This window comes from Clostridia bacterium, assembly GCA_017394805.1.
Lineage (GTDB): Bacteria > Bacillota > Clostridia > Christensenellales > CAG-1252 > RUG14300.
The window spans coordinates 25,334-47,233 of record JAFPXC010000012.1; the positions used below are offsets into that span (position 1 = coordinate 25,334).

Here is a 21,900-nt window from a genome sequence, read left to right on the forward strand (position 1 = left end):
CTCCTTTATCGCAAGGTCGCTTGTCCCCCGTCGCTGTAGACGACGCAACCGCCCGCACTGTACTTAAGCGTTACGGAATAACTTTCTTCTCCGACCGTTACCGTATGCGTGCCCGCTGATACGGTGGAAGAGGAACAAGTCGTTTTGGTCATCCCCGACGTAGTAGGCGTATTTTCCATTCCACCGAAAAGAATCAACGTACCGCCTTGCAACGTAATGCCTTTATCGGTATCCAATGCCCAGGAGCCTCCACCCATTCCGCCGGAAACGCTTCCCGGTCCGCAAGCAATCACAACACCGCCCGTTTGGGTATACGTTCCGTTTGAATCAATACCGTCGGTATCTCCGTTTGTCGGCACAGTTACGAACAAATATCCGCCGCTGACAACGATGGTCGGATTGTTATCAACGGACTTGCAAGCATTGATACCGTCGTCGGTTCCGAAAATGGTGCTGTTGCCGCCCGATATCAGGATATGATCGGCTTCAAATCCTTCGTATGCACTGTCCACATGGATAGTTCCGTCCGTGATCGTCAAAGTATTGTCGGCATGGACGGCGTCGCTGCCGCTGACCGACTGTTGATTACTCCATCCGCCGGGGCCCATTTTTCCGCTCGCCGTACTTTTTGCCGGAGAATAAACGCCGATCGTGATCGTGCCGCCGTTTATATTGATGTTACCGTTGCCCGTATTCCCATTTTCGAGTATCGTTCCGTAATCTGCGTGCAAGCCGTCGTCAAAGGAATAAACGCTGATCGTTCCTCCGTTTACCGTCAATTCGTTGGCGACTTTGATACCTTTATAAGAAGTCGTGCTTGCGTCGCTTGCGGTATAAGAACTGTAAGAGCCCGTATAGATCGACAGGCTGCCGCCGTCCATTACGAAGTCATAACTTGCCTGGATGCCGTCGCCCGCCGCATAAACCGCCAAGGTGCCATCCGTGATTGTTACGGTGCCGCGCTGCTTTCCTTTGGAAGACAGATCTGTTTTTTCGGTCTTGATACCGTCACCTTTGGTAGAAATCGCTACGATGTTCCCGCTCTCTACGGTCACGGAATTGTTTCCTTTCAACGCGTTATTTACCGCGGTCACTTTCAAGGACAAATTCTTGATGGTCAAATCCTTCTTCGTATGCACGCCGTTGTTGTAGCCGGCTTCGATAACGAGAATACCGTTACCTTTAAGTTTCAGGTCGCAGTTCGCGTAGATCGCGCCTTCTCCTTGCGATTCATCATCCGCTATTTTTGCGGAACGGGTATCCTTAATAACATTTTCGGTATTCTTCTTTGCCGATATCTCGACCTTGTCCGCGCTGATTGCCTTAATAGGGGAATCGTTGGAACATGTGATGGTAACGCCGCTAAGTTCGATCTCGATTTCGTCGTCTTCGCCGGCATCCACGAGTATTTGTCCGTTCAAAGAACCCGAAAGCGTGTAGGTTCCCGCTTTACTGATCGTATAGACGCCGTTTGATTCGCTATATTCGCCGTCCGCCGTTTCGATAATGAAATCACCCGTCGCTTCCGTCACACTATCGAACGTGGAATCGCTTGCCGCGTCTTCCGTGATGATTTCGACAGATGAATCACTTGTCGTATCGGTGGAATCACTCGTCGTATCTTTCACGACCGAATCATCGGAAGAACTTGTCGAGGTATTGGTTTGCGTATTTGTACTCCCATTCTGCACACCACAACCGACAAGCGCTACCGTACAAACAATCACCGTTATGATCGTTAAAACCCATAAACATTTTTTCATAGAACGCTCCTTCCGACCTTGATCGACCGATGCCGTTCAAGTCGTTAATAAGTATTTTGAAAACGCTTTTTCCGTTTTCCGATTTAACTTTACAAAGTGAAGATTGAAGAAAGATTGAAAAATCTTAAAGAATTAAAAATCCGCCCGATCTTTTCGGGCGGACCGATTTAAGCCTGTGATCCAAACTAATTTTTGTGAGGGAAGGTAACGATAAATGAGATTATTCCATTCTTGTATTCCGCACGTATATTACCGCCGTGTCCTTCCGCCACTGCTTTGGCAATGGATAGTCCCAGTCCGTAATGCGCCCCCGCTTCGTTTCGGGATTCATCCGTACGGTAAAATCTATCAAAGAGGTGGGACAGTTGTTCTTCGTCTATTTTGTCCGCAACGTTTGACGCGGAAAGAATGGCGGCGTGTTTTTCCGTTTTCAGCGATAACCGTATTGTTTCGCCTTTTCCGTGAGAAAGCGCATTGTCGAGAAGGATGGAAACGAGTTGTTTCAGTTGAGTGGCGTTTCCATGAATATGCAATCCTTTTTCTATAGAAAGATCAAGTTTTTTTCCTTTTTCAAAAGCAAGACTCTCGAAAGGCAAAGCCTCTCCCTCGACAAGCTGTGAAAGGTCGATTATATCTTTGGGCAGATCGCCGTTTTCCGCACGGGAAAGCGAAAGCAACTGTTGCACCAATTCGGACATTTTCTCATTTTCATAATCGATATTGGCGAGCCACTCGTTGCTTCCTATTTGTCGTTTCAATAATTCACTGTTGGCGGAAATAACGGCGATGGGCGTTTTCAATTCATGCCCGGCGTCGGAAACGAACCTCTTTTGTTTTTTGTCGTTTTCTTCCATCGGTCGAACGATCTTCCGCGCAATCAATATAGATATGCCTGCAAGCACTATCAATGCTCCGCCGCCTATACCCATCATCACCCACAGGAGTTTTTTCTGATTGTTTTCGCTGATCGTACCGTCTATCATCGCAACAAGCATACAGTCGCCTTTATCGGTGACGAGATAGTATAAACTACCGATACGACCGGTCTCTTTACCCTTCGAGCGCGCCGTAGCGGCAACCTTCAATAACTCTTCTTCACTTTGCAAATCGTTGCCACCGTTGTCGATAGAGAGAACTTCTCCCGATTCTGAATACGCTACCGAATAAAAAGTAGAAAGCCGAAAAGCGGGTTCGTTTTTATCAATTCTACCGTTATCACGCGGTTCGGGCGGGATCGTCGTCGGCGGTTCGGTATTGTTTTCGGGTTTGTCTCCCTTCTCGATACCCGGTTGATCTTCGAGAGAGTAACGCTCCGCGTATGTCCGTAGCATCTCTTCGTTTTCCCGTTGGATTGTCAAAAGATTGGAAAGGTAGATTGTTACAAGCGTTATCGTCATCAACGCGAGTAGGGAAAAGACTATGGCAAAAACGATTTTTCTTTTCGATTTATTGAACATCTTTGCACCTCAACTCGTATCCCACGCCGCGAATGGCTTTTATCTCACACCTCGAGCCTACAAAAGCGAGTTTTTTTCGCGCAAAGGACATATACACTTCCACATTGTTGTACTCGGCTTCGTTTTCAAATCCCCATATTTTGACGGCAAGCTGTTCGCGAGTCAGAACACGCCCTTGATTTGCTATGAGATATTCCAGTATTTTTAATTCTTTTTCGCCGAGGCGTACATTGTTGCCGTTTTTGCAACGTAACACGGCGTTTTTTACATCGAGAGTCAGATCGTCATACGTCGGATTTCCGTCGCTGGTCGGAACCCCGCGTCGTAAATGCGCCCGTACCCGCGCCAATAATTCCCTCGTCATAAAGGGTTTGGTCAAATAGTCGTCCGCGCCGCTGTCCAGGCCCTCGACCTTGTCGTCGAGTTCGCTTTTCGCCGTCAACATAATGATCGGCGTGCGCACGCCCGCGTTGCGCGCTTTTCTCGCCACGTCATACCCATTTAATCCCGGCATCATAACGTCGAGCACGATCAGATCGTATACGCCGCTCTCGATATAAGAAAGCGCGTCGTTCCCGTTTTCGACGGAATCAACGTCATACCCTTCTTGTCGAAGGATCTCGCATAACGCGCGATTCATTCTCTTTTCATCTTCTGCGATCAGTATTTTCATGATTATTCACCGTTCACTTCAAATTATAGGTAGAAACATTGAAGAAAGATTGAAAATCATACGGCAATTTCCCATTCCTTAAAACATTTTTTTGATCGTATCAAAACCATTTTTTCATTTCTCTTTTGGTTATGTCTTTTTCAAAAAACCGATCGGACAATATTAAAATGTTTGGGTACTATTGTCCTTGTCGAAGTCAACTTTAACTACGATATGACTGTCCGGAGTTTTGTGGGAAAGTTGAACCAGCGTTTCCACATGCCTTGTCTGCGGAAACATATCGTAGGGGCGCACTTCGTCGATTGCGTACGCCGTTTGGAGCGAGGCAAGGTCGCGCGCCAAGGTTGCGGGATTGCAGCTTACGTACACCACGCGTTCGATATAGGGCAAGGTCACCCAATCCCAACACTCGTTGCAGAGAGATTCGGCTTGTCCTCCCCGTTTGGCCAATTCCACCAAAGCGTCCACCACCGAGGCGGGGCACCCTTTCCTCGGCGGGTCCAGCACCACCGAGATACCCTCGGCGTTGACAGGTTCCACATTCAAGGCCACAGCGCCATGGGCGGCCTGCTTCTCCTCGGGATAAATGGTCGCCATACTTGCCGCGGCTTCTTCCGCACTCATATCCTCTCCGCAGGTCTCGGCGGTACCCAAGGCCGCGAACAGTTCGCCGAACGAAGCGAATTCGCGCTTTTCCGTCACGCGGCAATACAGTTGCCGCCCGTCCGCGGCGAACCGAACGAGGTCGCCCACGGCCACCGCCTTTCGTTTTTCGTCCGCCAAGCGCAATTCGTACTTTTTCCGCCCCTCGGCGATGGCGTCCCAATAGGGCTTTTGCAAATGCATATCGTGCACTCGCGGCGTTTTTTTGCGTATCTCGTCCAGCACTTGGGGCAATAGCACCGCGCTATCCCCCAAGAGGTTATGTTCCTCTACGCCGTTTTCTCGGGCCACGCGGTCGGCGTCTTCCACCGCCTCGGGGACGATCTCGATATTATACACGTCCGCACCCGCTTTGGCGAACGAGGCACCCAACGCCCCCACACCCGCGAAGGCGTCCACCACCGTCTTTCCCTTCTTCGGCTCGACGGCGCGGCGCACCGCTTGGTATATCTCGGCGCATATCTCGTCGTTGACTTGCAAAAAGCTCAGCGGGTTGACCGCCACCCGTATACCCTCCACGGTATGCGCGTACGGCTCGCCCCACCTCAAATATATCTCGTCGCCCATAATAACGTTGTTGTGAAGCAAATTGGGGGATACGTATAGGCAAAAATCCTGCCATTCCGCCGAGAGCGCGTTCACGTATTCCGTCCAATGCGGCAGGCTTCTGCCGTTGACGACCAGTACCACGTCGATATGTTCGCCCATCTTTCTGGCGACCAAATGCCGCAGTAGACCCACGCGTTTTTCGCCGTCGTACACGGTTAGACCGTAGGTCTCCGCGTACTGCAACGTGGCGGCGATGATTTTCTCCGCCCATTCCTCGTGCAAGGGACAGCGGCTTATGCGCACCACCTTATGCGTACCCTCGCGGTAAAAGCCCAAGGCGGTCTTCCCTTCCACCACGCCGAACGGCAAGGCTATCTTGTTGCGGTAGCCCAACGTCTTGGGCGAAGGGACCGTGGGCGCTACGTCCGCCGTCACGCCCGCTTTGGCAAGGGTGGTCGCCACCAGGTCGCGCTTGACGGTCAGTTGGTAGTCGTAGGCGGCGTGCATCAAATCGCACCCTCCACACTTGCCATACTTGGGGCACACGGGTTTTACCCGCTCGGGCGCAGGCTCTATCACCCGCATCAAAGTCGCGTACGCCAGGTTCTTTTTGACGTGATTGACCTTCACCTCGACCTCTTCTCGGGGCAAGGCAAACGGCACGAACATGGTATATTCCCCCGCTTTCGCTATGCCCTCGCCCGCGTACCCCACGTCGCGGATATGCACTTTCAACACGTCGTCCTGTTTCATACGTTCCTCTTCATATCAAAATAGGCGACTGTTGCGGCCGCCTATTTTTCCTTGTTTCCTTTCGACCTATTTCGCACCGATCTTCTGTTGGAAGTTCCAACTGTCAGCGCACATTTTCTTGAGGTCGTACTGCGCTACGAAGCCCAACTCCTCTTTGGCTTTGGTGGGATCGGCGTAGCACGCGTCGATATCACCGGGGCGACGATCCACGATCTTGTAGGGCAAAGGTCTGCCCAGCACTTCCGAAAACGCCTTCACCATATCGAGCACGCTATACCCCGTACCCGTGCCGAGGTTGTAGGTATACACGCCCGCGCCCGCTTGCTCCAACTTGCGCAATGCGCACAGGTGTCCTTTGGCGAGGTCCACCACGTGGATATAGTCGCGCACGCCCGTGCCGTCGTGGGTGTTGTAGTCGCTGCCGAATACGCGCAGATACTCCAACTTACCGATGGCCACTTGGGTGATATAGGGCATCAAATTGTTGGGAATGCCGTTGGGATTTTCGCCGATAAGGCCGCTCTCGTGCGCGCCCACGGGGTTGAAATAGCGCAGCAGAGCGATATTGAACTCCTTGTCCGCCACGGCGAGGTCTTTGAGTATCTCCTCGATGAAATACTTGGTCTTGCCGTAGGGGTTGGTGCAGCCGCCCACGGGGAAGTCCTCTTTGATGGGCACGGTGTGCGGATTGCCGTACACGGTGGCCGAGGACGAGAACACGATGTTCTTCACGCCCGCCTCGCGCATGGCGTCCAAAAGGTGCACGGTGCCCGTGATATTGTTCTCGTAATATTTGAGGGGCAACGCCACCGACTCGCCCACGGCTTTGAGTCCCGCGAAGTGGATCACCGCGTCGATGGGGTGTTTCTTGAAGATTTCGCGCAAACCGTCCGTATCGAGGATGTCGCACTTATAGAAGACGGGGCGCACGCCCGTAATGGTCTCGATGGCGTCCACCACCGACTCCTTGCTGTTGGACAAGTTGTCCACGATGACCACGTTGTAGCCGGCCTCGATGAGTTCCACCACGGTATGCGAACCGATATAACCCGTACCGCCCGTAACCAAAATATTCTTCATACTCTCATTCTCCTTTTTCGATTCTTTTATTGGCGCAACGCTATTTCACCGGCACCTTTTTGAGGTGTGCGAAGCGGGGCAAACCGTCCTCGAGGGGCGCTTTGCAGTCGCCCTGGATGAGGGGCAGCGCGTAGTCCACGTAGGCTTGCGTCAAGCCCTTGCCGGCGGGCAAAATCCACTCGGCGGGGATCTTCTTCTCGGTGTTGGCGGCCAACGCCACGTCCATCAAAGCGGGCTCGCACTTGTACTCTTTGGCGCTGTAATCGCGTTTCAAAATGACCATCTTGTCGGTCTCGCCCGCGATGGCGGCCTTCACGGCGTAAGCACCCGAAGCAAAGGCTTCTTCCACGTCCACCTTGCTGGCAAGGTGCGCGGCGCAGCGTTGCAGCAGGCTGAACTCGATGGCGCGCACTTTGACGCCCAACTCGTTCTTCACCATATCGGCGAGCATTTGGCCCACGCCGCCCAACTGCGCGTGACCGAAGAGGTCGGTCTTGCTGGCGACGAATTCGCCCACGTACTTGCCTTCGGCGTTCTTGATGCCTTCCGACACCACCACCATGCACTTGTTGTTTTGCTTGGCGCAGATTTCCTTCACCGAGGCGAGGAACTCGTCCACGTCAAAGGGCGTCTCGGGCAAATAGATGAGGTCGGCGCCCAAGCCTTTGTAGGTGGCCAACTGCGCGGCGGCGGTCAGCCAACCCGCGTTGCGCCCCATCACTTCCAGCACGCACACCATACCCGTATTGTACACGGTGGCGTCCAATTTCAATTCCATGATAGAGGTGGCGATATACTTCGCGGCCGAGCCGTAGCCGGGGCAATGGTCGGTGCCGAAGAGGTCGTTGTCGATGGTCTTGGGCACGCCCATCACGCGGCACTCGTAACCCGATTGCTGCATATATTTGCTCACCTTGTTGCAGGTGTCCATACTGTCGTTGCCGCCGTTATAGAAGAAGTAGCGGATATTGTATTTTTTGAACACTTCCAACAAGCGCTTGTAGTCGGTATCGTCCACGTCCGCGGCTTTCAGTTTATAACGCACCGAACCCAATGCCGACGAGGGCGTGTTTTTGAGGAGTTCCAACTCTTTGACGTCTTCTTTGCCGATGTCGTAGAATTGCTCGTCCAGAATGCCCTTGATACCGTGCGCCGCGCCGTACACGTTGGTGATGACGTCGCTGTGCTTGAGAGCCTCGAGGAATACGCCCGCTGCCGAACTGTTGATAACGCTGCTGGGGCCGCCCGATTGACCGAAGATGGCTGCGCCGACTAATTTACTCATAAAATACCTCCGTAATGTTTTTTGATTCTGTTGCCTACATACTCAGTATGCCGGCCAATTTGTATAATTGTTCGTCCACGCGGCGAGGCATCGCCAGCGCTTCCGTCACGTTTTCGTCGATGATTTTGTTGTCGCGGATGCCGACCACGCGGCCGCCCACGCCCTCCGCCAGCAGTTGCACGGCCCTATCCGCCAACCTGCTCGCCAACACACGGTCGGCCATCGTAGGCACGCCGCCTCTTTGGATATAGCCCAACACGGTGGACTTCACCGACAACTCGGTACGCGCTTTCAACTCATTGATCACCTGGTCGATGGGGCACGCGCCCTCGGCCAGCATGACGATGGCGGACTTCTTGCCCGCTTTCTTGTTGATGGTCAGGCGTTTGGCCACCTCTTCGAAGTCCACGGGATGCTCGGGCACCAATATCACCTCGGCGCCGCCAGCGATACCCGCGTAGAGGGCGATATCGCCGCAGGCTCTGCCCATCACCTGCACCACCACCACGCGCTCGTGCGAGCTCATGGTATCGCGCAGATTGTTGATGGCGGACACGACCGTATTCACCGCCGTATCGAAGCCCAAGGTATAATCGGTATAGGCGAGGTCGTTGTCGATGGTGCCGGGAATGCCCACGCACTTGATGCCGAACTCCTCGTACAAGCATTTCATACCCGTAAAGGAGCCGTCGCCGCCGATGACCACCAAACCGTCAATGCCTCTTGCGGACAGCACTTCGGCCGCTTGACGACGGTACTCGTACTCCTTGAATTCGGGGCACCTCGCGGTCATCAACATCGTACCGCCGCGCTGTACGATACCCGACACCGAGCGTTTGCTCATCAGTTGCAATTCGTTATTGATCAATCCCAAATAGCCGCGTTCTATGCCGAACACCTCGATATCTTCGTAGGCGGCGCAACGCACCACGCCTCGTATTGCGGCGTTCATTCCGGGGGCGTCTCCGCCCGAAGTCATCACAGCGATTCTCATATAATCCTCCCAAAACGGTCTATGCGACCGCAGTCGCCCTCATTATAGCACACTACGCGCGCATTGGCTACCTATTTTTTACAAAACACACAAATTATTATTTATCGCGACACGCGCGCTCACTCCGCGCAGACGGCATACCGCAAATCCCACGGGGATTTATCTCGCATCGGCTTTACGGTACATCATTCGCGCCTCGCGCCCACATCCCGACGAATGTCGGATTTCTCCCGCTCGCGTTTCGAGCGGATTTCACCCGTGCCTTGGCACGGATTTCTCCCGAGGCTGTGCCTCGTATTTTTCCGCGCCTTTGGCGATTCTCCCCAAGGCGCTATTTTTTCAACGCCTTCATCACCACGCCCGCTTCGCCCAACACGGCTTTGCACTCGGCAAGGGCCGCCGACGAGGGATACAACTTGTCGGGAGCGGCGTAATACTTGCCGCCGATCAGCATATACACGGCCATCTCGCCGTTGTAAGCTTTCAGTATCTCGCCGATCTTGTCCTGCTGTTGTTTGGTCGCCACCGTCAGCACCAAGGCGTAATCCTTGGCCGAGGGCACGACTTCGTCCTCTTCCTCGTTCTCCGCCGCGCTTCTTGCCGACTTGCGCCAATCCGCAACCGTCTGCACGTTGAGGCTGTAGCGGTTGTCGCGGTAGTTCAAACGCCCTTCCATCTTGACGATGGCGCGCTTTTCCAACAGTTGCTTATACTTAGCGTAGGTTCTTGCGAAGCACACGAATTCCACCGAGCCCGTCAAGTCCGCCAGCGTGCCCGACACGAAGTCGTTGCCGCTCTTATCGGGTTTTTTGACGAGGGCATTTATCATACCCGCCACCACGATGAACTGGTTGTTATATTGTCCGAGACCCGACTCGTCCACGAATGCGTCCTCATCGAGGCCGCCCTCGTTTTCCATCGCGCTCAGGTCTTCTTTGAGGTTTTCCAGATGGAAAGGAATGGTCTTGTAGTCTTCGCGATAGGCGTCCAAAGGATGACCGGACATATACACGTTCAAGAGGTCTTTTTCGTTTTCGAGCAAGAGATCCCGCTCCATTTCGGGCAGTTTGGTCAATTCGATATGCCCCGTCACCCCCAGGTCGAACATATCGTCGAACAAAGACATTTGTCCGCTTGCCGACTTCTTGCGATCGCTCGTAATGGCCGACGCGACGTTCTCGTAATTGGCCAACAAGGTGGCTCTCGTTTCGCCGAAGCAATCCATCGCGCCCGACTTGATGAGGCCCTCTATCATCGTCTTGTTGGGCATGGTCTCCTGCCGCTCCAACAGGTCTTGCAAGTCCTTATAGGGGCCGCCCCGCTTCCTTTCGGCCACCATTTTGATACTCGCGTCCTCGCCCACGCCTTTGATACAGCACAGGCCGTAGCGCACGCTCTTGCCGTCGGTATGGAACCAGGTGTCGCTGTGATTGACCGAAGGGGGCAATACGGGGATGCCGTGCTCGCGTAGATAGGTCAGATACTTCTCTTTCTCGTCGGGCTTGTCGATGCGGTCGTTCATGACGGCCGTGATAAACTCGTGCGGATAGTACAGTTTCATATACGCGGTCTCGTAGCTCAACACGGCGTAAGCGGCGGCGTGCGACTTATTGAATGCATACTTGGCGAAAGACGCCATACCGTCGAACAGTCGAATGGCGTTCTCCTCGCTCATACCCAGCTTGATGGCGCCCACCACGGGGGAGTTTTTCTTATCGCCGGGGTGTCCCACCAAAAAGATGTGCTTCTGCACTTCCATCTCTTTTTGCTTCTTTTTGCTCATGATACGGCGCAGGATATCCGCTCGTCCGTAGCTGTATCCGCCCACCGTTCTCACGATATCCATCACCTGCTCTTGGTACACGATAACCCCATACGTATTGCTCAAAATCGGTTCAAGGCGCGGATCGATATAGGTGATCAACTCGGGGTTTTTCTTGTTGCGCACATAGTCCGGGATGCTATCCATCGGCCCGGGTCTGTACAGCGAAATACCGGCTATGATATCTTCCATCGAGGAGGGTTGCAAATCGCGCATAAACTTCTTCATGCCCGGACTTTCCAATTGGAACACGGCGTCCGTTTCGCCGCGCCCGATCAGTTCGTACACCTTGGGATCGTCGTACCCCAGCACCGCGAAGTCCACGTCCTTCCCCGTATTTTCCTTGATATATTGCTTACATTTTTTCAAGTCGGTCAAGTTGGTCAAGCCCAAGAAGTCCATCTTCAACAGGCCGAGTTCTTCCACTTGGTCCTTGGGATATTGCGTGGTCACGATACCGTCGTTTTGTTGCAACGGTATGCAGTCGGCCACGGGTTTGGCGCATATCACCACGCCCGCCGCGTGCATACCCGTATTGCGCGGCATACCCTCCAACTTCTCGGCCATATCCACCACCATACGCACGGTCGAATCATTGTTATACAGTTCGATGAGGTCGTTGGAGCGCATAGGACCGTACTTCTCGGCTTCCTTCTTGTTGGTGGGATCGTACTTACCCATCACGCCTTTCAGACAGCACCCCGGCATATTGGGAATGGGCTTCGTAATCTTTTCCACTTCCGCAAACGGTATGCGGTACACGCGCGCCACGTCCTTGATGGCCTGTTTGGCGGCCAAAGTACCGAAGGTGATGATTTGCGTCACCTTTTCCTTGCCGTACTTATTGCGTACGTATTCGATGACCTGCTCTCTTCCCTCCGAGCAAATATCCACGTCGAAGTCGGGCATGGACACGCGCTCTTTGTTGAGGAAGCGCTCGAATATCAGGTTGAAGCGCAGAGGATCCACGTTGGTGATACCGATGGCGTAGGCCACGATAGAGCCCACGCCCGAGCCGCGCCCCGCGCCCACGGGAATGCCGTGCGTCTTGGCGTAGTGGATGAAATCCCACACGATGAGGTAGTATTCCGCGAAGCCCATATCGATCACCACGCCCAACTCGTATTCGGCGCGGTTTTTGATTTCCTCCGTCACTTCGCCGTATCGTTTGACCAACCCCTCCATCGTCATCTTGGTCAGGTATTCGCTGGGCGTACTGCCGTCGGGCGGATAGTAGGGGGGCAACAATTTTTGTTTGGTGGGCATCGTCAAGGTTATCTTGTTCGCTATCTCCACCGTACGGTCCAGAGCGTCCAAGTGGTCGGGGAACAAAGCCGCCATTTCCTCGTACGACTTCACATAAAACTCCTTTCCTTGGAAGCGCATACGCTTTTCGTCGTCGATATACGCGGCGGTCTGAATGCACAGGAGTACGTCGTGCATCTCGGCGTCGTCGCGGCTCATATAGTGCGCGTCGTTGGTGACGACCAGTTGATACCCCGTCTCCTTGGCTATGCGGATAAGGCCCGCGTTGCTTATCTTTTCGAGCGCTCTGCCCTCTTCCACGATGCCGTGGTCCTGCATTTCGAGATAGAAATCCCCCTCGGCAAACAAACTTCCGAGGCGCTTTGCGTAGGCTTTCGCGCCCTCGTAATCGCCCGCCAATATCAATTTGGGTATGCGTCCCACGATACACGCCGAGAGGCATATCAACCCCTCGCTGTATTGCGACAGGCATTCTATATCGATGTGCGCCTTGCCGCCGTAGTAGCCGTCCGTCCAGGCCAGCGAATTGAGTTTCATCAAGTGCTTATAGCCCACCTCGTTTTTGGCCAACAGGATGAGGTGGTCGCGCTGGTCCTTGCGTATGCCCTGCACCGCGTGCATATCGGGCACGACGTAAAACTCGCAGCCGATGATGGGCTTGATATACAGGTCGGCGTATTTTTCCCTATCGCCCTCTTTGATGACCATATCGTCCATCACGGGCTTGTCCCCCGCGTTTGCGGGGTCCTCGGCCAACCTACGCTCGTAGGCTTCGACGGCCTCTTTCAGTTTTATCTTCTTCACTTCGCCCGCCCAATCGTTCTCGGCGGCATGAAACATATCCATAGCGCCGTACATATTGCCGTGGTCTGTCATGGCCACGGCGGGCATATTCATCTTACGCGCGTATTGAAACAACTGTTTGATGCGCACCGCGCCGTCCAACAGGCTGTACTCGGTATGCAGATGCAAATGCACGAAAGGTTTATCGGACATACTATTCTCCTTTGTATTTTTCCGCGGCGGAAGTTATCGCCGACATACGCCGATATACGGCGGTGGCGTTCAGCCCCAACTGTTTGGCTATATCCCGTAGGGACGCGTATCTTTCTTTCAGGCGCATATCGCCCACCAACTGCACTTCGGGCGGCAAGCGTTGATATTCGCCTTTTTCTTTCAATTTCTCTATCGCCCACAACTGTTCGGTAGCCGCCGCGTAGGACTTGTCCATATTGTTGATACGGCAATTCATTTCACGCGTCAAGGAGCGATTGATATTGCGTTCGAGGTAGTATTCGGTCACTTCGAGGGAGCATTTGGTCGCCCCCACCAAGGTAAAGAAGTCGGCGACGGCCTCACGGCGAATGCTCAACCGCGTGGTCTCCTCGCTTTGCGTCACCCCAAAGCGCACGGGCGCAAGCATACTTTCCAGCTCGGCGATACGCCTATCCCCCACCGAGAGGGACAAATCGAAGCGGTATTCCTCACCGCTGGTGTACAACCGCCCCGCTTCGAGCGCCAAGGCGGCCAGATAGCGGCAGTCTTTCACCCAGCGCATACTCCCGAAGCCGAGGGTATAGATTTCGTTACCTTCCTCGTCCGTTTTGAGCATTTTGCAGTCTACGAGCAACTTCTTTCCCACGGCGGCCGGCAATTCCAGCGACACCCCGCGCGAGCGTTTCCGCTCTTTGCCGCCGTCTATGGACAATTCGGGGCGGTAGGCGTAGAGCGCCCACAGGCAATTCGCCGCCAAGATAGCCGAATCGGTATTGCGGAAAGATACGGTCACTTTGGGATTTCGGCCTATACTCAACTCGCCGCCCAGCACCAAAAAACCCGCCAAGAAAGAAAGGTTGTCCTTATTCTTGAGCGCTTCGGGGTCCATTCCCGCCAATTCTTCCCGCCATTCTCTATCGCCTATCATCTCGTATTCCTTTTACGCCTATCGCATTCGCCTTCGGCAACTATCTCGCGCCGACGGGCGTCTATTCCTACCACAACGCACCATAGGTGCAATTTACGGCGGCATAGCCGCCTATTCGCCCCGCCGTGGCGCTCGGATTTCACCCGCTCTCGGTATCTCGCGCCGACGGGCGTCTATCAACGCAACTTGCGCTTTGCGCAAACGAACGCAAGGCTGTGCCTTGAACTTCACTTGCTACGCAAACTTCACTTTCGCATAGCGAAAACTTCACCGATGCCGCCTTTGGCGGCGTCTATTAATCGTGCAAATGCACGAACTCCTCTTCGAGATACACCCCGTACCGCTCGTATACGGCGCTTTTCACCACGTCCACCAGCCGCAGGTAATCCCTTGCGGTCGCTCCTTGCATATTGACGATATAGTTGCAATGCACGCCGCTCACCTGCGCCTGGCCTATCTTGGTGCCTTTCAGCCCGCATCCTTGTATATACTTGGCGGCGGGCACGCCCGAAGCGGCCTTGAACACGCACCCCAACGAGGGTTGTCTGGGGCTGTTGGCCGAGCGCGATACGCGCATATTCTCCACCGTCGCCGCGATTTCGTTCTTATCTTTCGCCGTCAGGCGGAAGGTCACCGCGCCCACCACGCCTTTGATTCGGCTGTCCCGATAGCGCAGGCCGAGGGCGGCTTTCTCCACCACCTCGACGGTTTGGGCGGTCACCACGGTTGCGCTAGTCACCACCGCCGCCATATCCTGCCCGTACGCGCCCGCGTTCATACGCAGAGCGCCGCCCACGGTCGCGGGGATACCCGACGCGAATTCCAAGCCCGACAGCCCCCTTTCGGTGGCCGCCGCGGACAAAGCGGGCAGCATTTCGCCCGCCATCGCCCGCACGACGTCGTTTTCTATCTCGATACCCTTCATATCGCGGGTAGACAGCACCCATTCCAGGCCGAAATCGCTGATAAGGGAGTTGCTCCCCCCGCCCAGCACGTGATAGCGCACGGGCGCCAATATGCGTAGGCTTTGCTGCAATTCTTCTATCGTTTTGGGCATCACGAGGTTTCGCACGTCGCCGCCCGCCGCAAAGGTGGACAACTTGCGCCCGCTCACGTCGTGCTCTACGCGGATACCCGCCCTATTCAATGCGTCCGAGATGGTTTCCATACCGCCATTGTATGCCGCTTACGGCAAGGGCGTACCCTCGACGATGGCGGTCAGCACGTCGCCCACGCCCCCGTCGGCACAGGACGCGCATACGAGGTCGGCCGCTTCCTTGAGGGCGGGCACGGCGTTGCCCACGGCTACGCCCAACCCCGCGGCTTGCAACAGACTTATATCGTTGCTCTCGTCCCCGAACGCCACGGCGTCTTCGGGCTCGAATCCCAAATAGCGGCACATCGCCCTGAGTCCGTTCCCTTTGCCGCTCTCTTTGGACACCACTTCGATATAGCGCGGCGTGGAGCAGGTAATATCGAGGTTGGGGAAGCGTTCCCTTAGGGCCGCCACCCTATCCGCCGTCTCTTCGGCGGGCGACATCACGATCATCTTGTGCATATCCCAATGCTCGGCCTCTTTCCACCCGGACAGCGGCTCGCCCACGTAAACGCCCCGTATTTCGGTATAGCGGAAGTATTCTTCACTGTACGGGTTTTTGTCCGCCGTATACACGTCCACGCCGTGATAGGCCTGAAAAACCCACCCACGTTCCTCGGCAAATCGCGCCAAGGCGTGCCAATCCGCCGAGGCGAGATCGTGGCGAAACACCTCTTTCTCCGCGCGGAAATCGTACCCGACCGAGCCTTGCAGACACACGAGGTATTCGGGCGAATACGCCATTTTCGCCAACTGTTTGGCGATAGAACGGAACATTCTGCCCGTCGTCACCACGAAGACGCCGCCCGCACGGATATAGGCGTCGATGGCTCGTTTGGTCTTCGGGGGCACCCGATTCGACTTTGCGTCGAAGATGGTCGCGTCGTAGTCGCAAAATGCAATGGGATAACGTAGTTTCATAACCGATAGTATATCATATTCACCGCCGCGCGGTCAACAGCGGGACGGCTATTCCTCGTGGAAATAGGCGTAGATATTGTGCGCCGTCTTTTTGCTCAATTTGGGCACCTTTTCGAGGTCTTCCGGGGTGGCCGCGGCGATTCCCTCGTAAGAATGAAATACTCTATACAGGGTTTTCACGGTTTCCTCGCCTACGCCCGCTATGGACAGCAATTTGCTTTTGAGGGTGTTCGTTTGCCTGAGGTGCCGGTGGTAGGTGATGGCGAAGCGGTGCGCCTCGTCGCGGATGCGTTGCAACAGTTGCAGCGCCAGCGAACTGTGGGGCAGTTTTATCTCCCGCCCGTCGCGCAATACGATGGTCTCCTCCCGTTTGGCGAGACCGATGACGAAGGTGTCGTTATACCCCTCGTTTTGCATGGCGCGCAAGGCGTACTCCACTTGTATAATGCCGCCGTCTATCACCAATAGGTCGGGCACTTCGCGGAAACTCACGTCCACCCCCTCTTTCAGTCGTTCGAGCCGGCGGGACAGCACTTCCTGCATACAGGCAAAGTCGTTGTTTCCCTCCACGGTTTTGATGCGGAAATGCCGATACATTTCCCTATCCTTTTCGCCGTCCGTAAAGACCACCATACTGCCCACTTTGTTCGTGCCCGATATATGGCTGATGTCGTAGCATTCCATGCGGTGTATGGTGCCCGTCATACCGATGGTTTTGGCCAACTGCTCGGCCGCGCCCACCGTCATATTCTCGTGTCTGGTCACCGCCTCGCCCGACCGCGACAGGTACTCCTGCGCGTTATTGACGGCCATATCCGCCAACTGCTTGCGCACGCCCTGTTGGGGCGTATATACGCGCACTTTTTTGCCCAGTGTAGACAGCGCTTTTTCCAATCCATCGGGCGCGTCGAACGCCAGCACCAATTCGTCCGCCACCATAGGCGACGCGGTGTAATAGCGGTAGATAAAACTCTCGAGGTTGTCTTGGTCATCCAGCCCCGACGCCACGGGCACTTTGTCCACGGCCACCACCTTGCCGCCGCGCACCGCGACGACGGCGGCCACGTCGGCCTTTGCGCCGTAGGCCACGCCCCACACGTCCAGGTTGAAGTCCTTGGGAAGGGCCACCACCTGGTGCCGTATCATCTTCTCCAAGGTGGCCAATTTATTCTTGTATGCCAAGGCGGATTCGTAGTCTTCGCGCTCGCTGGCGGCCAGCATTTTTTCGGTCAGGATATCCTCTACTTTTTTGTCGTTTCCGCGCAAAAAGTCTATGACGTCCCCTATCATTTTGCGATATTCCTCTTTGGTCGCCTTGCCCACGCAGGGTGCCAAACATTGCCCTATGTGATAATTCAGGCACGGCCTATGGGAAGCGGGCAATTTGGCGAGATTGTGCCGACAATGGCGTATGGGAAAGGCCGAATGCAGTAGGTCCATCATCTCCCTCGTCGTTATGCCGATCATATACGGCCCGAAGTATTTTGCGCCGTCCGCTTTCAGACGCCGTATCACGGTCACTTGGGGATAGTCCTCTTTGAGGTCTATGCGCAAAAACGGATACAATTTGTCGTCTTTCAAGAGGATATTGTAGTGGGGCTTGTGCTTCTTTATCAGCGTATTTTCGAGCATCAGCGCGTCTATCTCGCTGTTGCAGATGATATAGTCGAAGTCCACCACCTTGTCCACCAACGCCATGGTCTTCTCGGTCTTCGTGCCCGCGTGAAAATACGAACGCACGCGGTTCTTCAAGTTGGCGGCCTTGCCCACGTACACCACGGTATTCGCGGCGTCCCGCATAATATACACGCCGGGCGATTCGGGCAATTCTTTCAGTTTCAGGCGGATGGTATCGTTCATGAGGCTATTATACAACTATACGAACGCCCATTCTTACGAATGGTATCTATACTGCGTATAGATTGGTCGCTACGCTCCCCGCGTTCGATTGCAAGGCGGCGCGAACGACGTGCAAATACTTCGTGCTTGCTCGTTCGCTTCTATTATACAACTATACAAACGCCAGCCTGTCGGCTGTGTCTATGCAGAGCATAGACGTTGCTGTCGCAACGGCGTTTTGTTGCAAGACGTCGCAAGCGTAACGCAAATACTTCGCTTCGCTTGTGCTTGCACGCTTGCTTCTATTATAGCATACAATCCTCTTTCTTCAACCCTCTTTGCGCACTTTTTCCCAAACAAATTCCGCCGCATTATATCGGGTGCGCCTTCCCGAAACAAAGACACGTATTGCCAAAACTCGACATCGCCCGCCAGTTCTCCTTTGGTACAATGAGCACTATCCGCCGACGACCGTCGGCAAACCGAACAACGAGGTACGTTATGAACAACAGCATCAAAGATTTGGCCAAACAAGCGAAGTTTCGTATGCGCGTTTCGGGCGCGCCCGAAAACAAAAGCACCCTCCCCGACGTAGCCCAAGAGGAAGAGCGCGTCTACCGCATCGTCTGTCGGCTGGAAGAGAGCGACGAGGTCGTCACCGATCCCATCATGCAGGTCGCCGATCCCGCCGTATGGCGCACGCTTTCGGGCGTGGGGCGCGAACGCTACGTTCTCAATCTATCCGACGTCTATCTCCGCCAATTGGAGCGCTATCGCCGTCAAAAGTCCTGAAATCCCTTCTCAAAGGGTGCAACTGACAAAAATAAACTAATTTTTGTACTAAAATACCCTTTGACATACGCTCGCGGGTATGCTACAATTCTAATATAGAACATATCGGTAGGAGTCATTTCTAATGGACAGTTTCAACAATTTCTTTTCGGATTTGGGTTCCCGTATGCCCTTCTCGTCCGATTTTTTCGCCCGTAACCTATCCATCGGCGGCGGCGAAATCAACGTATTTTTCTTGGTTCTTTTAGCGCTCGTCGTAGCCGTCGTCGCTATCGTGGTCATCGCCGTTTGCGGTGCCAAGGCGTCCAAGGCCAAGCGCAAAGCCAAACAAAAAGCGGAAGCCAAGCCCGTAGCGCGGCAAGGCGGCGCGGTTTCGTTGGGTGGCGCCAAGCAAGCCGACAAGGCGCAGGAAGAGTCGGCGCAACCCGCCGAGCAAACGCCCGAGGCCGAAGCGGTCGAGGAACAGCCCGCCGAGGAAATCAAGGAAGCCGAAGCCACGGAAGAAGCGCAACCCGTTGAAGAAGCGCAACCCGAGGACGAGAATATCGACGTGGACGTAGTCGCTCCCGTCGCTCAAGAGGAAGAACAACCCACGGAAACCGAGCAACCCAAGGAAGCGGAAGCCGCCGAAACGGCGCAACCCGTTGAAGAGGCGCAGCCCGAGGACGAAGATATCGACGTAGACGTGGTCGCTCCCGTCGCTCAAGAGGAAGAACAACCCGCAGAAGAGGCACGGCAAGAGGCCGAGCCCGTGCAAGTCGAGCCCGTGCAAGCCGAGCCCGCCGAACAAGCGGAACCCGTCGAGCAAGCCGAGCAACCCAAGGAAGCCGAAGCCGCCGAAATGGCGCAACCCGCCGAAGAGAAGAAAGAAGAACCCGCGCAACCCGCCGAGCAAGCCAAAGAGGCGGAAGTTGCCGCGAGCGTTGCGCCTGCCGCGGACAAGTTGGCCGCCAAGGGCAAGACGTCTGCCAAAGCGAAAAACAGCGACGCTCCCAAAGTCGCAATGGAGGTTAATCAAATGAAAAAAGAGGAAGTCAAACAAGAAGAGAAAGCCAAGAAAGGGTTGGTCGGCACGTTCGAAGTTTCCCTTTGCCTGGACGGCTATCGTTTCTGCCTGTACGCCAGCAACAAACAACTGATGTACGAGAGCGTGGGCTTCACCAGCAGTGAAGGCGCCGTCAAGGGTATCGAGACCTTCCGCAAGACCTTGCAAGAGAGTCCGTACATCATCACCCGCGACAAATACGGTCGTTTCCGCTACGTGTTCAACAAGCGTTACCAAGGCGAGAACTACACGTCCGCCGCTTCCGCGCAGTCGGCTGCCGAATCCGTCAAGCGTTGGGCCGAGAACGCCAAAGTCATCGTGCGCAATCCCAAACCCGAAGAGTTGGATGCGTACAAGAAAGGTCTGGAAGGTCTGCGTACCAAAGACGACGTAGATTGGGATCTGGTCGCCAAAGAGGAAAAAGAGGCTCGCCCGATGGGCAAATTTACGGTCGAAGAGGACGGCAACCAAGACGAAGTCATCGGCTATCGCTTCTACCTCATCGCCAACAACGCCCAAATCCTCTACACCAGCGCCATCTACACGTCGGCCTCGGGTGCGCTCAAAGCCATCGACACCTTCAAACGCGCCGTCTACGTGGGCAACTTCTACGTGGACGAGGACAAGTTCGGTCACTTCCGCTACATCCTGCGCGCCAACGCCACCACCACCTACGTGGGCGAATCCTACAAGACGCGTTCGAGCGCCGAGTCCAGCATCGAGTCCGTCAAGAAATTCGTCAAGTGCGCCGCCATCGTTCCTTTCAAGAAGGGCGCCGACGACTGATTTCTCTCCCGTATACGCCGAGCCGTTGCCTTCTTTGGCGACGGCTTTTTTTCGTCGTTTTCGCCGTGCGCCTATCCCGTCAACCACTTCTCCCTATCACGCTACGCCATTGGCTCTCTACTGCGCCAAAATACCGCGCTCAAGTATTTCTTTGCGGCACACGGCACTACGCTTTCTCGCGGGATATAACGCTCGTTTGTCGTTCGTCTACGGATTGATCTCCCGCACGTCCGCGATCACACCCTCGTCGCTGTCGAAGCGGAAGACGCGGCCCACGCCCTTCTCGTCCACCACGCCAACGTCCGCGAGGTCGCAGGCAAAGGGCGGTTTGCGCACCCTATCCACCGTGCCGACGTATTTTAGCAGCGCGTCGTAGTCTTCCGCGAGGTCGCCGCACAAATATCCCTTGGCCTCCTCGTGGTCACCCACCGCCACCGCTTCCAAAAACAAATACGGCGTCAACGCCGGTATGAACGTATGCCGATATGCGCAACTGAACGATTGTTCAATCAATCCGAATTTGCCGTCCTTGTACCCGAATACCCGACGACGTGTATGCCTTTTCATATCATCAAAGGTGCATTCGACCATCAACTTGTCACTCAGGGCATACCCGTCCACCCAGCCGTCGTACAGCGGCTCCCCCTCGTACAAAGAGGCCAACAGCAAATACGTCCTCTCCCCTCGCCGCACGGCCACCGCCACCGCGGACAACGGCGCGGCGAATTGCACCCCGACCGAGTCCCCGCTCGGCAATACGTACAATCTCGTGCTCGCGCCGTCCACCCATACTTGCGTTCTATCCCGTTCGCAAACGGCGGTCACCACGTACCGCACGCCGTCGATCTCCTCGCTTTCCTGCGCCGCCGCGTTCCATTCGGTCGCGTCTTTCGCCGCGTGCAGGACTTTCACGTCCCCCCAATCTTCCACCTCGAAGCCTTCCGCCGCAAAGCCCTTCTCCGTCACCTCGACGTACCCTATCCGCCCGTTTGCGCATATCCGACAGTACACGCGCCGTCCTTCCGACAGGTCCAAAAACGCCGTTTGCTTGCCTTCCGCCAACACCTCGTCTTCAAAAAACACGTTCATACCCCATCTTATGCCCCTTTCGACGAAATAATCTATTATTTTTTACGATTTTATACCCGTCTGTCACGCGTTTATCACATTCGTATGGTAGTCTATAGGTGTC

Annotated in this window: 15 protein-coding genes; 2 read left to right on the plus strand and 13 right to left on the minus strand. The window is 54.9% G+C overall.

Annotation, left to right across the window (positions count from 1 at the left end; genetic code table 11):
• Positions 1–5: 5 nt before the first annotated feature.
• The 12 genes from II896_02945 to uvrC all read right to left on the minus strand — a co-directional run bounded on the left by II896_02945 (position 6) and on the right by uvrC (position 18,106).
• Positions 6–1,763 carry a carbohydrate-binding domain-containing protein gene (locus II896_02945; protein ID MBQ4443603.1) on the minus strand — a complete coding sequence of 586 codons (1,758 nt, stop codon included), beginning with the start codon at positions 1,761–1,763 and terminating at the stop codon, positions 6–8.
• A gap of 185 nt (positions 1,764–1,948) precedes the next feature.
• Positions 1,949–3,220 (minus strand): HAMP domain-containing histidine kinase, encoded by a 1,272-nt coding sequence (locus tag II896_02950; GenBank protein ID MBQ4443604.1) that lies wholly within the window; start codon positions 3,218–3,220, stop codon positions 1,949–1,951.
• The gene (locus tag II896_02955) at positions 3,210–3,893 is read right to left on the minus strand and encodes a response regulator transcription factor (protein MBQ4443605.1); all 684 of its coding nucleotides are present in this window, start codon (positions 3,891–3,893) and stop codon (positions 3,210–3,212) included. The genes II896_02950 and II896_02955 overlap by 11 nt, the downstream gene beginning before the upstream one ends.
• Positions 3,894–4,055: 162 nt before the next feature.
• On the minus strand, positions 4,056–5,858 hold the full coding sequence (gene rlmD / locus II896_02960; protein ID MBQ4443606.1) for a 23S rRNA (uracil(1939)-C(5))-methyltransferase RlmD: 1,803 nt from the start codon (positions 5,856–5,858) through the stop codon (positions 4,056–4,058).
• Between the two features lie 66 nt (positions 5,859–5,924).
• Positions 5,925–6,938, minus strand: coding sequence for a UDP-glucose 4-epimerase GalE (gene galE / locus II896_02965; GenBank protein MBQ4443607.1), 1,014 nt, complete (start codon positions 6,936–6,938; stop codon positions 5,925–5,927).
• Positions 6,939–6,978: 40 nt separating this feature from the next.
• On the minus strand, positions 6,979–8,223 hold the full coding sequence (locus II896_02970; protein MBQ4443608.1) for a 6-phosphofructokinase: 1,245 nt from the start codon (positions 8,221–8,223) through the stop codon (positions 6,979–6,981).
• A gap of 34 nt (positions 8,224–8,257) precedes the next feature.
• Positions 8,258–9,217, minus strand: coding sequence for a 6-phosphofructokinase (gene pfkA / locus II896_02975; protein ID MBQ4443609.1), 960 nt, complete (start codon positions 9,215–9,217; stop codon positions 8,258–8,260).
• A 331-nt stretch (positions 9,218–9,548) separates the two neighbouring features.
• Positions 9,549–13,301 carry a DNA polymerase III subunit alpha gene (gene dnaE, locus II896_02980; protein ID MBQ4443610.1) on the minus strand — a complete coding sequence of 1,251 codons (3,753 nt, stop codon included), beginning with the start codon at positions 13,299–13,301 and terminating at the stop codon, positions 9,549–9,551.
• A gap of 1 nt (position 13,302) precedes the next feature.
• Entirely contained in the window at positions 13,303–14,229 is a 927-nt protein-coding gene (whiA, locus tag II896_02985) for a DNA-binding protein WhiA (GenBank protein MBQ4443611.1), read from the minus strand.
• Positions 14,230–14,524: 295 nt separating this feature from the next.
• Positions 14,525–15,397 (minus strand): UDP-N-acetylmuramate dehydrogenase, encoded by an 873-nt coding sequence (murB, locus tag II896_02990; protein ID MBQ4443612.1) that lies wholly within the window; start codon positions 15,395–15,397, stop codon positions 14,525–14,527.
• An 18-nt stretch (positions 15,398–15,415) separates the two neighbouring features.
• On the minus strand, positions 15,416–16,246 hold the full coding sequence (locus II896_02995; GenBank protein MBQ4443613.1) for a Cof-type HAD-IIB family hydrolase: 831 nt from the start codon (positions 16,244–16,246) through the stop codon (positions 15,416–15,418).
• Positions 16,247–16,294: 48 nt separating this feature from the next.
• Positions 16,295–18,106: an excinuclease ABC subunit UvrC gene (uvrC, locus tag II896_03000; GenBank protein MBQ4443614.1), complete on the minus strand. Its 1,812-nt coding sequence runs from the start codon at positions 18,104–18,106 to the stop codon at positions 16,295–16,297.
• A gap of 480 nt (positions 18,107–18,586) precedes the next feature.
• On the opposite strand from uvrC, the gene II896_03005 reads away from it, so the two are divergent.
• Together II896_03005 and II896_03010 are read left to right on the plus strand one after the other, a co-directional pair.
• Positions 18,587–18,877: a hypothetical protein gene (locus II896_03005; GenBank protein MBQ4443615.1), complete on the plus strand. Its 291-nt coding sequence runs from the start codon at positions 18,587–18,589 to the stop codon at positions 18,875–18,877.
• 124 nt (positions 18,878–19,001) lie between these two features.
• The gene (locus tag II896_03010) at positions 19,002–20,708 is read left to right on the plus strand and encodes a DUF1508 domain-containing protein (GenBank protein MBQ4443616.1); all 1,707 of its coding nucleotides are present in this window, start codon (positions 19,002–19,004) and stop codon (positions 20,706–20,708) included.
• A gap of 207 nt (positions 20,709–20,915) precedes the next feature.
• Here the strand turns inward: II896_03010 and II896_03015 are convergent, their stop codons facing one another.
• Positions 20,916–21,797 carry a hypothetical protein gene (locus II896_03015; protein ID MBQ4443617.1) on the minus strand — a complete coding sequence of 294 codons (882 nt, stop codon included), beginning with the start codon at positions 21,795–21,797 and terminating at the stop codon, positions 20,916–20,918.
• Positions 21,798–21,900 lie beyond the last annotated feature (103 nt).